Raw genomic sequence first — 16,633 nt, forward strand, 5'->3', positions numbered from 1 at the left:
AACTTCCTTTCTCTAATTGAACTAACTTATTTATCTGAAATAGATGCTACGCCTGGAAGTTCTTTACCTTCAAGGTATTCTAATGACGCTCCGCCACCTGTAGAAATGTGTGTGAATTGATCTGCAAAACCTAATTGCATTGCTGCAGCTGCAGAGTCTCCACCACCAATGATAGTCGTTGCATCTGTTAAGTTAGCAATTGCTTCACAGACTCCAACTGTACCTTGAGCAAAGTTAGACATTTCAAAAACACCCATTGGTCCGTTCCATACAACTGTTTTAGCACCTTGTAATTCTTTAGTGAATAATTCAATTGTTTTTGGTCCAATATCAAGACCCATTTGATTAGCTGGTACAGCACCATCATGAATTTCAGTTGGTGTGTCATTGCTGAATTCTGGAGAAGTAACAGAATCAATTGGTAAGACTAATTTGTCTCCGCCTTTTTCAATCAATGTTCTAGCTAACTCAATTTTATCTTCTTCAACTAATGATTTACCAATTTCAATGCCTTTAGCAGCGTAGAAAGTGTAAGTCATTCCGCCTCCGATAAGAACTTTATCTGCTTTACTTAATAGGTTTTCAATAACACCAATTTTATCACTAACTTTTGCTCCACCTAAAATAGCCACAAACGGACGTTTAGGTTCATCAACAGCGCCACCGATAAATTTGATTTCTTTATCCATTAAGAAACCAGCAGCTGATTCAAGATTTGAAGCAACTCCTACGTTAGAAGCATGTGCACGGTGAGCCGTACCAAATGCATCATTAACGAAAACGTCGCCTAAGCTTGCCCAGTATTTGCCAAGTTCAGGATCATTTTTGCTTTCTTTTTTACCATCAATATCTTCAAAACGTGTGTTTTCAAATACTAATACATCTCCAGCATTTAAGCCTTCGATAGCACTTTCTAATTTTTCGCCACGTGTTTCAGGTACAAATGTAACGTCTTTTCCTAATAATTCGCTTAAACGTTCAGCGACTGGACGTAAACTTTTGCCTGCTTTATCTTCTTCAGTTTTTACTTTACCTAAGTGAGAGAATAAAATAACTTTCCCACCTTGTTCAATAACATATTGAATAGTTGGTAATGCTGCTTGAATACGGTTGTCATTAGTAATAACGCCGTCTTTCATTGGAACATTAAAGTCTGCACGTACTAAAACTTTTTTACCTTTTAAGTCTAAATCAGTTACAACTTTTTTCACCATTAAAGATTCCTCCTGTATCGAGCAATTATGTGTAAATACTAATCTTTGAAAAAATAAAAGCGAGGAAGCGCGCTGCCTCCCCGCTTTTATTATTTTCTATCCTAATTTAAGTTTCTCTTTAAAGATTAACCTAATTTAGCAAAGTATTCTAAAGTACGAATTAATTGTGAAGTGTATGACATTTCGTTATCATACCAAGCAACAGTTTTAACGATTTGTTTGTCACCAACAGTGATAACTTTAGTTTGAGTTGCATCGTATAATGAACCGAATGACATTCCTAAGATATCAGAAGAAACGATTGCATCTTCAGTATATCCGTAAGATTCGTTAGCTGCTGCTTTCATTGCTGCATCTACTTCTTCAGCAGTTACTTTAGTTTTTAATACAGTTTGTAATTCAGTTAATGAACCTGCTGCAACTGGAACACGTTGTGCAGCTCCATCTAATTTACCTTTTAATTCTGGTAATACTTCACCGATTGCTTTAGCAGCACCAGTTGTATTAGGGATAATGTTAGCTGCTGCAGCACGAGCACGACGGAAGTCGCCTTTTGGATGTGGAGCATCTAATGTATTTTGGTCACCTGTGTAAGCGTGGATTGTAGTCATTAATCCTAATTCAATACCAAATTTGTCATTTAGTACTTGAGCCATAGGAGCTAAACAGTTAGTAGTACATGAAGCACCTGAGATAACTGTTTCAGAACCGTCAAGAGTTTCGTGGTTTACATTGTAAACGATTGTTTTCATGTTACCAGTTGCTGGTGCAGAGATAACAACTTTTTTAGCTCCTGCTTTAATGTGTAATTCAGCAGCTTCTTGAGTAGTGAAGAAACCAGTACATTCTAATACGATTTCAACTCCAAGTTCTCCCCATGGAAGTTCTTCTGGGTTACGGTTACTTAAAACTTTGATGTCTTTACCGTTAACAGTAAATGCGCCATCTTTAACTTCAACGTCACCGTTGAAACGTCCTTGTGTTGTATCATATTTTAATAAGTGAGCTAGCATTTTTGGATCTGTTAAGTCGTTAACTGCTACCACTTCAATACCTTCTAATTCTTGAATACGACGGAATGCAAGACGACCAATACGTCCAAAACCGTTAATACCTACTTTAACTGTCATAAATAGATTTCCTCCTTTAGGAATCGTACAATATATTTATTTTAAAGGGTTATCCCTGTTAAAATCTCGTTAGCAGCACCCTCATCTGTGATGAGCCACGTATGGCGAGGTGCGTTTTTCATATGAGCTTCAATTGCTTCTGCTTTAGATTTACCGCCAGCTATCGCAATCACACTAGCAATATTTGCTAAGTTATTTGATTGCATCCCAATGCGTGGTATTTTATAAACCACTTCACCAGACTGATTGTAAAATTCTCCAAAGGCTTCCCCAACTGCAGCTTTATTTTTAATCAGAGCTAGAACTTCTTCGTTCATCCCTCTGCGTTCTGCCATATGCATAGCTTCTCCTATGCCATATAAAACACAATTGGCATCATCGACCATTTTAAGGGTCTTTTTTATACCAGGTTCTTGTAAAAGTGGTTTATATGTTTCTTCACTTACTTGTTCTGGAACATAGAGAACCCGATTTTCGCCACCAGTTTTTTGTGCCATTAAAGCGCTAATGGAATTCGCTTGAATATCCACCGATTCGCCTAAACCGCCTCTAGCTGGAACAAAAATCAACTTTCTTTTTCTCGAGAGAGTTTCATTCATTTGATTTGCTACTTCTGCCATAGTTGTACCGCCCATTACAGCAACAATATTGTTTCCTTCTGGGAGTAAAAAATCTAGAGCTTCTAATGTAGCATGACCTATTTCCTCACGCAGTTTAACCTGTTCATCTACGTTACCTGAAATGATCACACAATGTTCAATCTCCAAATAAGATGCAAGTTGTTTTTCTTTCTCTTTCATCCCCAATAGTTGACCCATTAATTGATCTAATTGGTGATAAATGGATTCGCCTTTTTCAGTCAATTCCATTCCCATTTTTGAAGTTTTTATTAATCCTTGCTTCTTTAATCCTTCTGATTCTGTACGAAGAACACGTTCTGTAATTCCCATACGATCAGCTAAAACTCTTCTGCCGACTGGACCCATTAAAAAGACATTGCGCAAAATGTGGTAACGATTTTGAAGTGTATACATGATATCTGGAATGACTTCTTCAACAACTGATAATACATTTTGCATAAGCGACCTCTTTCCACGTTGGACGCTTTGTGACCGCGTTAGTCGTTCGGCGACCCTTGTTACTTAAAAAAACAAGAGATACGAAATGAAAAACAAACTATCAGTTTCCTGTTGCTGTTTTCTTATCATTCTTCAATAGCATTTAAATTAACACTATTACCATCTCTCACATCAATGATTGTACCAGTTAACTCCTTAAATTTCAACTATTATGTTTCTAAATCTTACATTAACTACTATATAAGTAATTTGATCTTTGCACTTTTATTTAATTAAATACGTGCTTCAATCAAATCTTTAAGTTCTTGTGGTGTAATGTGTTCATCAAAGATTTCTTTTTCAATAAAGACGGTAGGAACAAATACAACTTTTGCTTCATTGGCTTCTTCTACAATGCCTTGGGCTGCCATTTCATTTGATTGTAAAGATAGTCCTCTTTTTTCTTCGGCATACTCTGCAATTGCATCAAAATCTCCTAGATTTCCCCATTCATCCTGATGTGCGAAAAAATAATCTATTTCTTCAAGCGCTTTTTCGGGATTGGTATAATCTAAATAACGATGAAGAACATTTCCTTTTTTCAAACTTGGCTTTTCTTTATCAAAATGTTTAATGACTCGTTGGACTTTCCCTGCTGAAACGTACTCTGCTAATAAGTCTTTTGAGTCTTCATACCACATTTTGCAATACGGACATTTCAAATTAATAAATTCAATTACTTTAACGGGAGCGTCCTCGCTTCCAATTTTAATTCCAATGGTTGTATTTACTTTTTCTGCTTTAATCGTACTTATGTCCATTAATTTAAAACCTCCTTTATTTTACTAACTAAATTTATTATACCGCTAATTTTAATGCGATTAAACGTTTTAGCCTTATTATTTCTTTTCTACTAAAGAAATAATAAGGTGTTTGGTAGATGCTATTGATTCATCTACATAAAATTCCAAACAAAAAAAGAGACTGATTTCTCAGTCCCTTTTTCATTTCTACTCAGTTTATTAGCTTAAAGATGAGTTGTTTTCCATAATTTCGTCAATCAAACCATATGCTTTTGCATCTTCTGCAGACATGTAGTTATCACGATCTGTATCACGTTGGATAACTTCAATTGGTTGACCTGTACGTTCTGACAAAATTTTATTTAAACGCTCACGTGTTTTCAAAATATGACGAGCAGCAATTTCGATTTCTGTCGCTTGTCCTTGTGATCCGCCTGATGGTTGGTGAATCATGATTTCAGCATTTGGCAAAGCATAACGTTTGCCTTTAGTACCAGCTGTTAATAAGAAACTTCCCATTGAAGCAGCCATTCCCATTGCTATCGTTTGTACATCTGCTTTAATAAAGTTCATTGTATCAAAAATAGCTAATCCAGCTGTTACACTTCCACCTGGAGAATTGATGTAAATATAAATATCTTTTTCAGAATCTTGTGCGTCTAAAAATAAAAGCTGAGCGATTACAGCATTTGCTAAATCATCGTCTACTGGACCACTTAACATAATAATACGGTCTTTTAAAAGACGAGAATAGATATCATAAGCACGTTCACCTCTTGATGACTGTTCGATTACTGTAGGGATTAAGTTCATAATTTTGCTTCCTCCTCAAATATACATTTCTTTATTGTGTAAATAATTTATCTACTTATTAAGTTACTACTTGTATTTTACTTCATTGGTCAATAAAGGTCAATTTTTTTGTTCGTTGTTTTTTCCAACTAAACGGTCTTTATTAATCCTTAATTTACCGATTGATAAAACAAGTATAACACAAAAAATAATTCAAAAAATTTAAATGAATAGAACAGCTTTTGCTATTCGCCCAGAATATCCTTGTTGTTTTCTTCGAATTCATCAAGTAAGATTCGTGCTTCATTCGTTGTCTCTGATTCCATTAACTGCACTCTTAAATCACTCGCTCCGCGAATACCTCGGACGTATATCTTAAAGAAGCGACGAAGAGGTCTAAATGAGCGTGGTTCATCAACTGTATATTTATCAAAAAGATCTAAATGCAATCTAAAAAGTTCCAACAGCTCTTTACTGCTATGTTCTCTCGGTTCTTTTTCAAATGCATAAGGATTTTGGAAGATACCTCTCCCAATCATAACTCCATCTACACCATATTCCTCAACCAACTTCAATCCCGTTTCGCGGTCTGGAATATCTCCGTTAATTGTCAACAGCGTTTGCGGTGCAATTTCATCTCGTAATTTTTTAACTTCTGAAATCATTTCCCAATGAGCAGCACCTTTACTCATTTCTTTTCTTGTCCGCAAATGGATAGAAAGATTCGCAATATCTTGTTCAAAAATATGTGTCAACCAATCACGCCATTCCTCGATATTTGTATATCCAAGGCGCGTCTTAACACTTACCGGCAAGCCGCCTGCTTTTGCTGCTTGAATTAACTCAGCAGCTACTTCTGAACGACGAATAAGGCCACTGCCTTTTCCTTTTCCAGCTACATTTGGTACCGGACAACCCATATTGATATCGATTCCTTTAAAACCTTCTTCTGCCATGCCAATACTCATTTGTCGGAAGTATTTTGGTTCGTCTCCCCATATATGAGCTACTAGTGGTTGTTCATCTTCAGTGAAAGTTAAACGCCCACGTACACTATCGCGTCCATCTGGATGACAATAACTAACGGTATTTGTAAATTCGGTAAAGAATACATCCGGTCTAGCTGCTTCACTGACTACATGTCGAAAAACAACATCCGTAACATCTTCCATCGGTGCCAATATAAAAAACGGACGTGGCAAATCTTGCCAAAAATTTTCTTTCATTTTTAATAATCGATCCTCTCATAACGGGACTTTAGGTCACACCTTCATCCCAAACTAAAAATACAAAAACTATCTAACTTCTAACTGACGCTTTTTTCAACATCTGGAATTATACATTTATTTATAAAATAAGTCCAATTCAACTCATCTAGTTTTTGCCCCATGTGTTTTTTACTATCTCACAGGCTTACTGATTTAATTGACTCTATACTTTTTAGTGTGGATAGATAAATTTAGTTCATGCTTAACATTCTGGAGGAATAGGATTGCTTGTAGCCCTGTGAAGTATTCAATGCGAATTACATCGCTTTAACGCTTTAGCGTTTAAGCGGTGTTTGAGGCTTGAAAGTTCTTAAGACTTTAGACTTAAGACGGTACCAGGGCTCTTACAAGCAAATCCGTCTATTCCGAAAGAATTTTTTGAAGCAGCCACACTATTTGACGAAGAGCCATTTAATTAAACAAAGAGAACGCCAATTGTCTAGTGAAATACGAAACCCTAAACAATGAACGTTCTCTTAGTTATTGTGTGACATCTGTTTTAAAAAGTTGTTAATCTAGTCTAGTTAGGCATTTTTATGCCCCCTGAGGGAATCGAACCCCCATTTCAAGAATCGGAATCTTACGTGATATCCATTACACTAAGGGGACCACTACACTAACACGTTAATGGTTAAACGCTGTTCTGGTGTTAGTAAAATACCAACTATTATAGTGTAGCCCAGTTATAATGAAAAAACAAGCAGAACTTCCAAAGAGACCACGTACAATGCTCTTAAAAAGGAAAGCTTTTGCTGACCCTTTTTAAACACATTATTTTCGGTTCATTTTATTTTAGCTAAGCATGCCCGTTTTCATAAGATCTTTAGTTCTTAAGTTTTCTGCCATCTCATTTAACTTACGTAAGCGATGATTGATCCCAGACTTACTGATTGTTCCACTTGGAATCATTTCTCCTAGTTCTTTTAAAGTTACTTCAGGGTATTCTAAACGAACAAGCGCAATTTCTCTTAATTTCGTTGGGATTTTATCTAACCCGAGCACCTCATCAATGAACTTTATACTTTCGATTTGTTTACTAGCCGCATCAATAGTTTTATTTAAATTAGCATTCTCACAATTCACTAGACGATTGACCGAGTTTCTCATATCTCTGATGATACGAACATCTTCAAATTTAAGCATTCCGCTAGTTGCACCTATCAAAGCTAAAAAGTCGGCAATTTTCTCTGCTTCTTTTAAATAAGTGATGTATCCGTTCCGTCTTTCCAACGTACGAGCGTTCATATCAAATTGATTCATCATTTGACAGATATCATCATTATGTTCCTCATAACTTGAGTGTATCTCGAGATGGTAACGACTCGTTTCCGGGTTATTGACCGAACCTCCTGCCAAAAAAGAACCTCGTAAATAAGATTTCACTTTTTGCGTGTTTCCCATTACTTCATCTGAAACATGGCTGTGCAAAGACATACCATCCATAATAGATAAATCTGACAGCACTTCTTGAGTTCCATGTTTTAAACGTACAATGTAAACATTATTTTTCTTTAACTTCATTTTCCGGCGTACCAATAATTCACTTTCCACATCAAAATGATCTTTTAGCAAAATATAAATTCTGCGAGCAATCGCAGCATTTTCAGTTTGTACATTTAAAATGAATTTTTTATCAACCAAACTAACGGTTCCATTCATCCGAATTAAAGCAGCTAACTCAGCTTTAGCATGTTCTCTGTGCACTTCTAATTGGGTCAATTCTTTTTTTACTTCTGAAGCATAAGACATCTACTAACCTCCTTTCTGTATTTTAGTTTGTTTAGTAACTCGTTCTTTTTTCCAAACGTCTATTATCAAAAGCCAACTTAAACAATTCGTCGACCACTTTTGTACCATTATGAAAAACACCTTGATCTCTTAATTCAAGGAAATCATCCGAGATAACAGAAGGCACCTCTTGAGCTAAGCCTTTAAAGTTATGCGCTACTTGCACTAAGTATTCATTGTACCGTTCTGTGTCCATATAATTTTCTGGAACTTCTCCAATATTTACCAGTACCGTGTCAATGAATTTTTTGTCTAAATGTTGATGTAATACACAAACGTGATCTGCATCTGTAAAGTTTTCTGTTTCACCAAGTTGAGTCATAATATTACAAATATAAACTACTTTTGCTTCAGTTTCTTTGACAGCTTGTCCTAAATCTTCGATCATCAAATTAGGTAATATACTCGTAAATAAACTTCCGGGTCCCAATACGACCATATCCGCATCACGAATCGCAGCCAATACTTTTCTAGAAGCTTTGGCTTTATGGTCATCTTCGGTTGGGGTCACATAGACTCGTTCTATTCTTTTTCTTTCTTTAGCTATTTTAGATTCTCCAGAAATCTTAGTACCATCTTCAAAGATAGCGTGCAGAATCAGCGCCTCTTCTGCAGCTGGGTATACGTGTCCATCTACCATCATCATTTTAGATAATAATTGAATCGCTTCAAATATACTGCTTCTCATTTCAGACATCGCCGCAATGATTAGGTTTCCGATTGAATGACCCGCTAAAAAACTGTCATTTGTATCAAATCGATATTGAAAAATATCCTTTTGGACAGAGGGAATATTCGAAAGTGATACTAGCACGTTACGAATATCTCCCGGAGGAACAATGTTAGCATAATTTCTTAACGTCCCGCTGCTTCCACCATCATCAGCAACCGTTACGATAGCTGTTACATCGGCATTTTTTGATTTTAGTCCATTCAAAATAACTGGTAATCCAGTGCCTCCACCAATAACAACTATTTTAGGATTATTTTTTTTCCTTTCTTGTATCATGAACGATTCACCGATTCTTTAACCTTCCCTTTATCACGATGAGTAATATGGACAGGGTAACCATCAATTTCAATTTTTTGTGCAATCCGTTCTACTAAAGCTACTGATCGATGTTTCCCACCGGTACAACCAATTGCGATAGTAACATTATTCTTACCTTCTTTTTTATAACCAGGTAAGATGTACTCTAATAAATCTGTAAATTTACGATAAAAAATTTCCGTTTCTGGTTGTTTCATTACATAGTCATATACAGGTTTATCTTGTCCCGTTAACGGTCTTAAGTTATCAATGTAATGAGGATTCGGTAAAAAACGAACATCCATTACGACATCGGCATCAATTGGTAATCCATATTTAAATCCAAATGAAACCATTTCAATTCTAAACAACTCGGTATCATCTGTTTTAAAATTGCCATTGATTTGTTCTCTTAATTGTCTTGGCGTTAGTTTAGTTGTATCAATAACAACTTGCGCTCGTCCTTTTATATCCTCTAATAATTCTCGTTCTTTTTTTATTCCTACTATCAAACGTCCATTCATTGCTAAAGGATGTGTTCGACGCGTTTCTTTATAGCGAGAAACCAATTCTTCATCGCTTGCATCTAAATAAACGATTTTAGTCGTAACAAAAGATGTATTATCCATTGATTCTAACGCTGTTACAATTTCATCAAAAAAAGCTCTTGAACGTAAATCAATCACCAAAGCAATTTTTGTTAATTTCCCGGATTCTTTAACTAATTCCCAAAATTTTGGCAATAAACTTGGCGGCATATTGTCCACACAAAAATAACCCATATCTTCAAAACTTTGCATTGCAACAGTTTTACCTGCTCCACTCATTCCAGTAAGAATAACTAATTGTAGACTATCTACCATCTTATTCGCCTCTTTCTTTTGGTTCTTCGCATTCCATCTAGACTATTATAGCATTCCGGGTGTGTCATGTATAGTCATCGCTAGCTTTTCATTAAAACTTAATCAAATGTTCTTTTTATAGTTAAACAAGAACTAGGATACAAAAAAGAGGTTGGGAACTACTTATCCCGACCTCTTTTGTTAACTTGTTTATTCGTTTACGATTGAATTAATACTTTCTTCAAGAAGAACCACTTTGTGTTCAATTTCAACACCTGAGTCATCACATGCTCCAATGTAGAATTTAATTTTCGGTTCCGTTCCAGAAGGTCGAATAGCAATCCAACTGTTGTCTACCAATGTATATTTCAATACATCAGCTGGAGGTAAATCAATCTCTTCTACTGTACCGTCAGCTAATCTACGTTTGCTGATTGAAAAATCTTCTACATACGCTACCTCAATACCAGCAAATTCTTCTGGAGATTCTTCACGGAATTTCACCATTAAAGCTTTAATTTTTTCAGCTCCGGTAATTCCTTGCATACTGATAGAAATTGTTTTTTCTTTATAGTGACCATAGTTATGGAAGATTTGTTTCAATCCATCATATAACGTATCGCCTTTTTGTTTATAGTAAGCAGCAACTTCTGCAATCAATACAAGAGCTTGAATGGCATCTTTATCACGCACAAATGGTGAGACAAGGTAACCATAGCTTTCTTCAAAACCGAATAAGAAAGTCTTACTGCCATCTGTTTCATATTGTTTGATTTTCTCAGCAATAAATTTAAATCCTGTTAAGACATCTACCATTTGAACATTAAAGCTTTCAGCAATTTGAGTAGGCAACTCGCTAGAAACAATCGATTTAAGTACCACTCCATTAGCTGGCAATGTTCCAGCCTCTTGTTGTGCCGTTAGTAAATAATGCAACATCAAGCTTGCGATTTGGTTTCCAGTTAAGACTTCGTAATGTCCTTCAGATGTCTTAACAGCTATTCCTAAACGGTCAGCATCAGGATCTGTTGCCACTAATACGTCGGCATCAATTTCTTTTCCTAATTTAATTGCGTATTCAAATGCACCTGGTTCTTCAGGATTAGGAGATTTAACTGTTGAAAAATCGGGATCTGCTTCAGCTTGTTCAGGAACTAAATAAATAGATTCAAAACCTGCATTTTTCAAAGCTTTTTCACCAATCATTTTGCCCGTTCCATGAAGTGGCGTGTACACCAGTTTCATTTCTTTGCTCATTTCTTTTACAAGTGCTGGGTTAACCGTAACACTTTTCACGTTTTCCAAGTACTCACTGTCTACATCTTCACCAATCATCGTAAGCAGACCTTTAGACAAAAGATCTTCTTTTGATAATACTTCAATTTCTAACATATTTTCGACACTACGAACATACTCTGTTAAAGCATCTGCTTCTTTAGGTGGCATTTGTCCGCCATCTTCTCCATAAACTTTATATCCATTATACGCTGCAGGGTTGTGACTTGCCGTAATCATAATACCAGCAAATGCATTTAAATGACGAACTGCAAAAGATAATTCTGGTGTTGGACGAAGACTTTCAAAAACAAAAGCAGGAATTCCATGTGCTCCAAGTGTTTTTGCAGCTTCCATAGCAAATTCTGGTGATTTGTGTCTTGAATCATAAGCAATGGCAACTCCACGTTTTTTTGTTTCATCTCCTAGACTATCCATAAAACGAGCTAACCCTTCTGTTGCTTGTCTAACGGTATAAGCGTTCATACGATTAACACCCGCACCAATAATACCGCGCATACCCGCAGTACCAAATTCTAGAGGAGCATAAAATGCATCTTCTAATGTATCCGAATCATCTTTTAGAGATTTTAATTCATTTTTTAATTCCATTTCTAAATCGTTAAAATTTTCCCAAAGTTGATAAGTCTCTCTCCAGCTCATTTTAATTCACCCTTTACATAATTAGTAGTATTTTTTAGTTAACGCTTCCCTTATGAGTATACCACTTATTGTTGCTTCTTACACACAATTCAATCTAAACCATCTTTCAACATTTTTTTACTATTATGATTACACTCTTTATAGTTGTTAAGTCTCTTAAGTCAATGATAGTGAGTTTTCAACTTTTTCTCGCTTGAAATTTCCGCTAAGTTGTTTTCTTGCGTATTGTTAAAAAATGTAGTCATCATTGCTAAAAAGTAAAAAAGAAATTCTCTCTACTTTTTTGGTAGAGGAATTCCTTTTTTATAACCTATTAAAATACTTTTGGTAACTAAGAACTTTGTTTTAATCAAGGTTCTTTTTTTAAACTCAACACTTCCCGTTTGTCTTTACTTCCATCGTTCGGTAAAACACGAGAAGAAAAGCATATCCAACAATCATAACTGCTTGTGAAATAATGTCTTATAATAAAAAGGCTTAATTGTTACCTAGACTGGATACTCCATCCATGTGTTTTAAGCCTATTTATATAATCTTCAACACTAATTTCTTCAACTTCTATTGCTAACGGCACTAGTGAAACAAAACACTCATTTGAAGTATAATTTATTGTAACTTTAGCCACCTCATATCCATTATGGAAGTTGGAATCAAATCCAGGATCGTCAATTATATCACCTACTTGAGGACGAAAGTTAGATTCAACTGTTTTTACTAATGCTTGAGTGTTTTCCTCAGTAGGTTCTTGATTAAGCGATGAGACAAATAACAGTAAGTTTATATTCAAAATATTTACCACCCCTCCGTGCTCTTTAAATAATCTTTAACTTAATTTTATAATTTTTGATGATTGATTGCAAAAAAAATTTAACTTGTCGCCACAAACTATTTGTACCATTGAGTAAAACAAAAAACCACCTAGTTGATACAGGTGGTTTTGGTTGAAGATCATTCCAACAAAGGATTGATCATGTGAAAAAGATTGTGAAAAGAAAACATAAATATTTAATTTAACATGAAGTTAAAGATTTATTTAGCTAAAGATTTTTTTTTGTGAGAAAGATAAAAAGTCAAACATAAGACACCTAAAATTAGCATGGCAATACTTCTAGGTAAAATATCAGAATCCATAGAAAAAAGAATATTCGTTCTAAACCAAGTTTGAAAAGGCAAGCCAATTCCTAATAATACAGCAAAGAAAAGGATCTTTATACCGATAGATTTACCTTTCATTTTTTTAATGCTGTTGTTGACAAATAATCTTAGTAGTCCCAATCCAATACCTATAGTAAAAAATAAAGGTAAATATAATCGGGCTTCTGACTGAGCAATTAGTGTTTGGATAAATAAGGTAAGTCCAATAACAAAAGCCAGTGAAGTGATTAGTAATTCTTTTTTCATATAGTTAAAAACACTCCTTCGATAAATGTAAGTAATTCTATCACTTTACATAAGAACTAACAATGTATTTAGTTATAAAATTAAAGATTCCACTTAAAATAAGAGCTTTTTTATTTGCAGAAATAGATATTATAAAATTTTGATAATAATAAATATAACTTTTAACACACATGGAATTGGATAAAATCGTGTATTTAGAACCTTATGAGAGAAAGGTTACTTTTTTCAGTTTATTACTTTAAATTAAAATAAAGATTATCAATATTTGATATACTAAAAATAAAAAAAGGAGTAACCAATTATGAAAAAAATTAATTTTAAAAAGTGTCTATTACTAGCAGGGGCATATTTTGTTGCTAGCTTATTAACTCAATACTTTATTAATGATTCGACTGAATTAACAGCTGTTATTATAGGTGCAATTGTATTTGCTGTATTTATTTTCATAGGAGAAATCTTATCTAAAAAAGATGTAAAAAGATAAGGTTGCTCAAATTACTATCTTTACTGTTAATACTAAAAAAATAATATGCGATACATGAAATTAGATAAAATCATGCATTATGGACCTTGACTAATCAGGGTTTTATTTTGATATTAAACACTACTTTTCTAAGTACCAAAGTAGTGCCTTTCTCTCTAAATTTTTAACAAATTCATCTTTACCATCTGAATAGGAGTTAATATTATTTGGGAATTTTATAGCTAGTTCTCTTTTTAAATTACCGTAATCTCTTCTTGCTTCATAATGTGTTCGAAGATAATCTCTTACCGCTAAATGTCGCTCCATATCATTTTTATTTGTGTTTTGGAATACATGTATATGATGTGTCCTTTGATCTCCACCTTTTCTAAAAAAACGTCTTCCCTCTATTCCATACTCGCCAAGAGGTTCGTATCCGATTTTACTCATTTGGATATTAAATGAGTCTACATGTTCAATTTTCTTTACTATTGGCATAATATCAATGATTGGTTTAGCATTTAAGTGGGGCACAGAAGTACTACCAATATGGTGAATAGCAATCAATTCCTTACCAAAGATATCTTGTATTTTTTTTGACTCAACTTGGAATAATTTTGACCATTCTTCTCTATACTCTACTACTTTAATTTTCATGAATAGTTAGTCTCCATTCTTAAAATATAATACACTATTTCAGAAAATCAATGTACTAGAAACCTTGATTTAATAAGGTTGTTTCTTACATTTATTCTTTAGTGTTTTATAAGGTTGGTCGTTATTCTTACTTAGTAAAATCTATTTTTGTATAATGGGGAAGGTTCTTATGTTTAATATTACTGGTAATTTTAAAATACAGTTACCGATCCATATCTCCAATAACAAAGGCTACAACAATATAATCATAAAGTAAGTTTTGTCCATCTTTAGCCACTTCAATTGCACCTATTTATTTTATTTATCTTGATACTGTCGTTTCCCCCAGTATATCGGCTATCTTTTTATTATTTTCGTCGTAACCTTCCGAAACAGAGGCAACTTCCCATCCCCTACTCGTTCATAGTCCCAACCAAGAAAAAAATTCCAACCATTAAAGTGGTTGGGATTTTAGTATACTATGCAATTGAAACATCAGAGGTATTAATTTTTCCATTCGCTATAACCATTTAAAATAATTATATATATTACATATATGCAAGGAATAAATATAGCAAATAGGATTATCTTTATAATCCAACTTACTGTCGAAAATATAGCCCCAATAAGTATATATAGCATAAAAAAAACAAATACGGACATGATTAACAATAAAATAATTAAAATAAAATTTTTAATTATTTTATTGTTAATCTTTAAAACAGCTGATAATATTTCTTCAAAAAAAATTAAAATGAATTCCATTTAAAAGCTCCTTTTAAAAGTCTATCCATCCATTATTTCTATTTTTATCATTCTTGTCAATTAATTTAGCAATTGCTACTGCTGATTTAGAAAGTCCTTTTGCTAATACTTGATATCGTGTATCGAGAATCCTTTATAATTAGAGTTATTTTTTCGCAACAGTCTCCAACTCATGATTTTGCGGTATAATAAACAAAATCAAATATAACTTTTGTGAGCGGAGAGTCTTTGAAGTGAGTTCCAACATCCAATCATTACGGTCTCAGAAAGAAATAACCGACTGTTTAAGGTGCAATGAAAACGCAGATTGGAATGTTTTTCTATTGTTAATCAGTATTAATAACGCTTTGCGCATGTCCGACATTATTACATTAAAGAAAAAAGACCTGATTTCCTATAAAACACTTGAATCATCGAGAAAAAACAGCCAAAAACAGTATTTTATATTTGAGTAGCCTGCAGGACTTGATTCAAGACTATTAAAAAAGAACTAGAGAATCATTTGTTTAAAAGTACTAAAGTCGGTCACTTAGAGGTCAATCTTGTCTATCAGATATTTCAAAAAATTGCTACAATTTTAGTAAAATACGATACTATCACGCACACGATACGTAAGAGATTGGGTTACCACTATTACAATAAACCCAAAGACGTGGTTACACTCATGGAACTATTTGGTCATTGCAGCGAGAAAATCACGTAGCGCTACATTGAGATCAATGAAGATGAAATCAGTAGAACACTACTAAATTTCTGATTAAAATTTTAGATTTTGTTTCATTTTTAACACTTTCAACCCGTTATAATGGAGATGTAAAATACTTTTATCATTATAATGGCAGTATTATAACTACTTTTGATAGTTAAATTTCTAGAAATTCATTAAAGTAATTGTAAGGAGGTTAGTTATAGATGAAATTAGAGACTCGATTAAAACAAAGAAGAAATACTCTAAAAATGACGCAAGAAGAAGTAGCCGAAAAAATACATGTGTCACGCCAAACTATTTCTAATTGGGAAAATGGACGGAACTTACCGGATATCAATAGTCTTATTTTAATTAGTGAGATTTACGCAATTTCCTTAGACAAATTAATGAAAGGAGATCCTAAAATGGTTAAAAAGTTAGATGAAAAAATAAAAAGAGGTAAATTTTTTTATTTTTTAGTAATTGTAATTGGAGTAATTGTTTTATTAAATATATTGCATTTAATCACTATTGGATAAAGCACTATGACTTTATTGTTTTTTGAACTACTACTATTAGTCTTTTTAATGGCTATCCTGCTAATTTCTAGAGGTAAAAGATATAAAAAATAGGTTAAACAACAATTATGTGTTGTTTAGCCTATTTTTTTCTAGTAAGTTTACATTGTAAAAGTCTTTTAACTTACTTTGTATGAAGTATTCTACTGGTACGATTAGCCAACCTTAGAAACAGAATAACGATGCTTTACTGTATTATAGTCAAACCTAGAACAGCTACTATTAAACTTGCTACCGCA

Annotated in this window: 15 protein-coding genes and 1 tRNA gene; 2 read left to right on the forward strand and 14 right to left on the reverse strand. The window is 33.8% G+C overall.

The genetic code is table 11. The features are described from left to right. Positions 1 to 26 precede the first annotated feature (26 nt). The 13 genes from CAT7_RS02075 to CAT7_RS02135 form a co-directional block, all read right to left on the reverse strand. Positions 27 to 1,214 carry a phosphoglycerate kinase gene (locus CAT7_RS02075; RefSeq protein ID WP_007721487.1) on the reverse strand — a complete coding sequence of 396 codons (1,188 nt, stop codon included), beginning with the start codon at positions 1,212 to 1,214 and terminating at the stop codon, positions 27 to 29. A gap of 125 nt (positions 1,215 to 1,339) precedes the next feature. Next, positions 1,340 to 2,344, reverse strand: coding sequence for a type I glyceraldehyde-3-phosphate dehydrogenase (gene gap, locus CAT7_RS02080; RefSeq protein ID WP_007721489.1), 1,005 nt, complete (start codon positions 2,342 to 2,344; stop codon positions 1,340 to 1,342). A 41-nt stretch (positions 2,345 to 2,385) separates the two neighbouring features. Further along, on the reverse strand, positions 2,386 to 3,423 hold the full coding sequence (locus CAT7_RS02085) for a sugar-binding transcriptional regulator (RefSeq protein ID WP_007721492.1): 1,038 nt from the start codon (positions 3,421 to 3,423) through the stop codon (positions 2,386 to 2,388). A gap of 272 nt (positions 3,424 to 3,695) precedes the next feature. After that, entirely contained in the window at positions 3,696 to 4,223 is a 528-nt protein-coding gene (locus CAT7_RS02090) for a DsbA family protein (RefSeq protein WP_007721494.1), read from the reverse strand. A gap of 201 nt (positions 4,224 to 4,424) precedes the next feature. Continuing rightward, positions 4,425 to 5,018: an ATP-dependent Clp endopeptidase proteolytic subunit ClpP gene (gene clpP / locus CAT7_RS02095; protein WP_007721495.1), complete on the reverse strand. Its 594-nt coding sequence runs from the start codon at positions 5,016 to 5,018 to the stop codon at positions 4,425 to 4,427. A gap of 224 nt (positions 5,019 to 5,242) precedes the next feature. After that, positions 5,243 to 6,223 carry a tRNA dihydrouridine synthase gene (locus CAT7_RS02100; protein ID WP_007721498.1) on the reverse strand — a complete coding sequence of 327 codons (981 nt, stop codon included), beginning with the start codon at positions 6,221 to 6,223 and terminating at the stop codon, positions 5,243 to 5,245. A 579-nt stretch (positions 6,224 to 6,802) separates the two neighbouring features. After that, positions 6,803 to 6,874: transfer RNA gene (locus tag CAT7_RS02105), tRNA-Arg, on the reverse strand. Positions 6,875 to 7,057: 183 nt separating this feature from the next. Next, positions 7,058 to 8,014 carry a DNA-binding protein WhiA gene (gene whiA, locus CAT7_RS02110; protein ID WP_007721500.1) on the reverse strand — a complete coding sequence of 319 codons (957 nt, stop codon included), beginning with the start codon at positions 8,012 to 8,014 and terminating at the stop codon, positions 7,058 to 7,060. A 31-nt stretch (positions 8,015 to 8,045) separates the two neighbouring features. Next, on the reverse strand, positions 8,046 to 9,062 hold the full coding sequence (locus CAT7_RS02115; RefSeq protein WP_007721502.1) for a gluconeogenesis factor YvcK family protein: 1,017 nt from the start codon (positions 9,060 to 9,062) through the stop codon (positions 8,046 to 8,048). Continuing rightward, the gene (gene rapZ, locus CAT7_RS02120) at positions 9,059 to 9,946 is read right to left on the reverse strand and encodes an RNase adapter RapZ (RefSeq protein ID WP_007721504.1); all 888 of its coding nucleotides are present in this window, start codon (positions 9,944 to 9,946) and stop codon (positions 9,059 to 9,061) included. The genes CAT7_RS02115 and rapZ overlap by 4 nt, the downstream gene beginning before the upstream one ends. A gap of 189 nt (positions 9,947 to 10,135) precedes the next feature. Next, entirely contained in the window at positions 10,136 to 11,863 is a 1,728-nt protein-coding gene (locus CAT7_RS02125) for a phospho-sugar mutase (protein ID WP_007721506.1), read from the reverse strand. A 484-nt stretch (positions 11,864 to 12,347) separates the two neighbouring features. Continuing rightward, positions 12,348 to 12,650 carry a hypothetical protein gene (locus tag CAT7_RS02130; RefSeq protein WP_007721508.1) on the reverse strand — a complete coding sequence of 101 codons (303 nt, stop codon included), beginning with the start codon at positions 12,648 to 12,650 and terminating at the stop codon, positions 12,348 to 12,350. 242 nt (positions 12,651 to 12,892) lie between these two features. Further along, positions 12,893 to 13,264: a hypothetical protein gene (locus CAT7_RS02135; RefSeq protein ID WP_007721510.1), complete on the reverse strand. Its 372-nt coding sequence runs from the start codon at positions 13,262 to 13,264 to the stop codon at positions 12,893 to 12,895. Between the two features lie 301 nt (positions 13,265 to 13,565). Between CAT7_RS02135 and CAT7_RS02140 the strand changes: the two genes are divergently transcribed. Further along, the gene (locus CAT7_RS02140) at positions 13,566 to 13,748 is read left to right on the forward strand and encodes a hypothetical protein (RefSeq protein WP_007721512.1); all 183 of its coding nucleotides are present in this window, start codon (positions 13,566 to 13,568) and stop codon (positions 13,746 to 13,748) included. A 120-nt stretch (positions 13,749 to 13,868) separates the two neighbouring features. Here CAT7_RS02140 and CAT7_RS02145 read toward each other — a convergent pair whose 3' ends face one another. Next, positions 13,869 to 14,384: a GrpB family protein gene (locus tag CAT7_RS02145; RefSeq protein ID WP_007721513.1), complete on the reverse strand. Its 516-nt coding sequence runs from the start codon at positions 14,382 to 14,384 to the stop codon at positions 13,869 to 13,871. A 1,656-nt stretch (positions 14,385 to 16,040) separates the two neighbouring features. On the opposite strand from CAT7_RS02145, the gene CAT7_RS02155 reads away from it, so the two are divergent. Beyond that, the gene (locus CAT7_RS02155) at positions 16,041 to 16,355 is read left to right on the forward strand and encodes a helix-turn-helix domain-containing protein (protein ID WP_007721519.1); all 315 of its coding nucleotides are present in this window, start codon (positions 16,041 to 16,043) and stop codon (positions 16,353 to 16,355) included. Positions 16,356 to 16,633: the final 278 nt, after the last annotated feature.

The sequence above is a fragment of the Carnobacterium sp. AT7 genome, from assembly GCF_000171855.1.
In the GTDB taxonomy this organism is placed as follows: domain Bacteria; phylum Bacillota; class Bacilli; order Lactobacillales; family Carnobacteriaceae; genus Carnobacterium_B; species Carnobacterium_B jeotgali.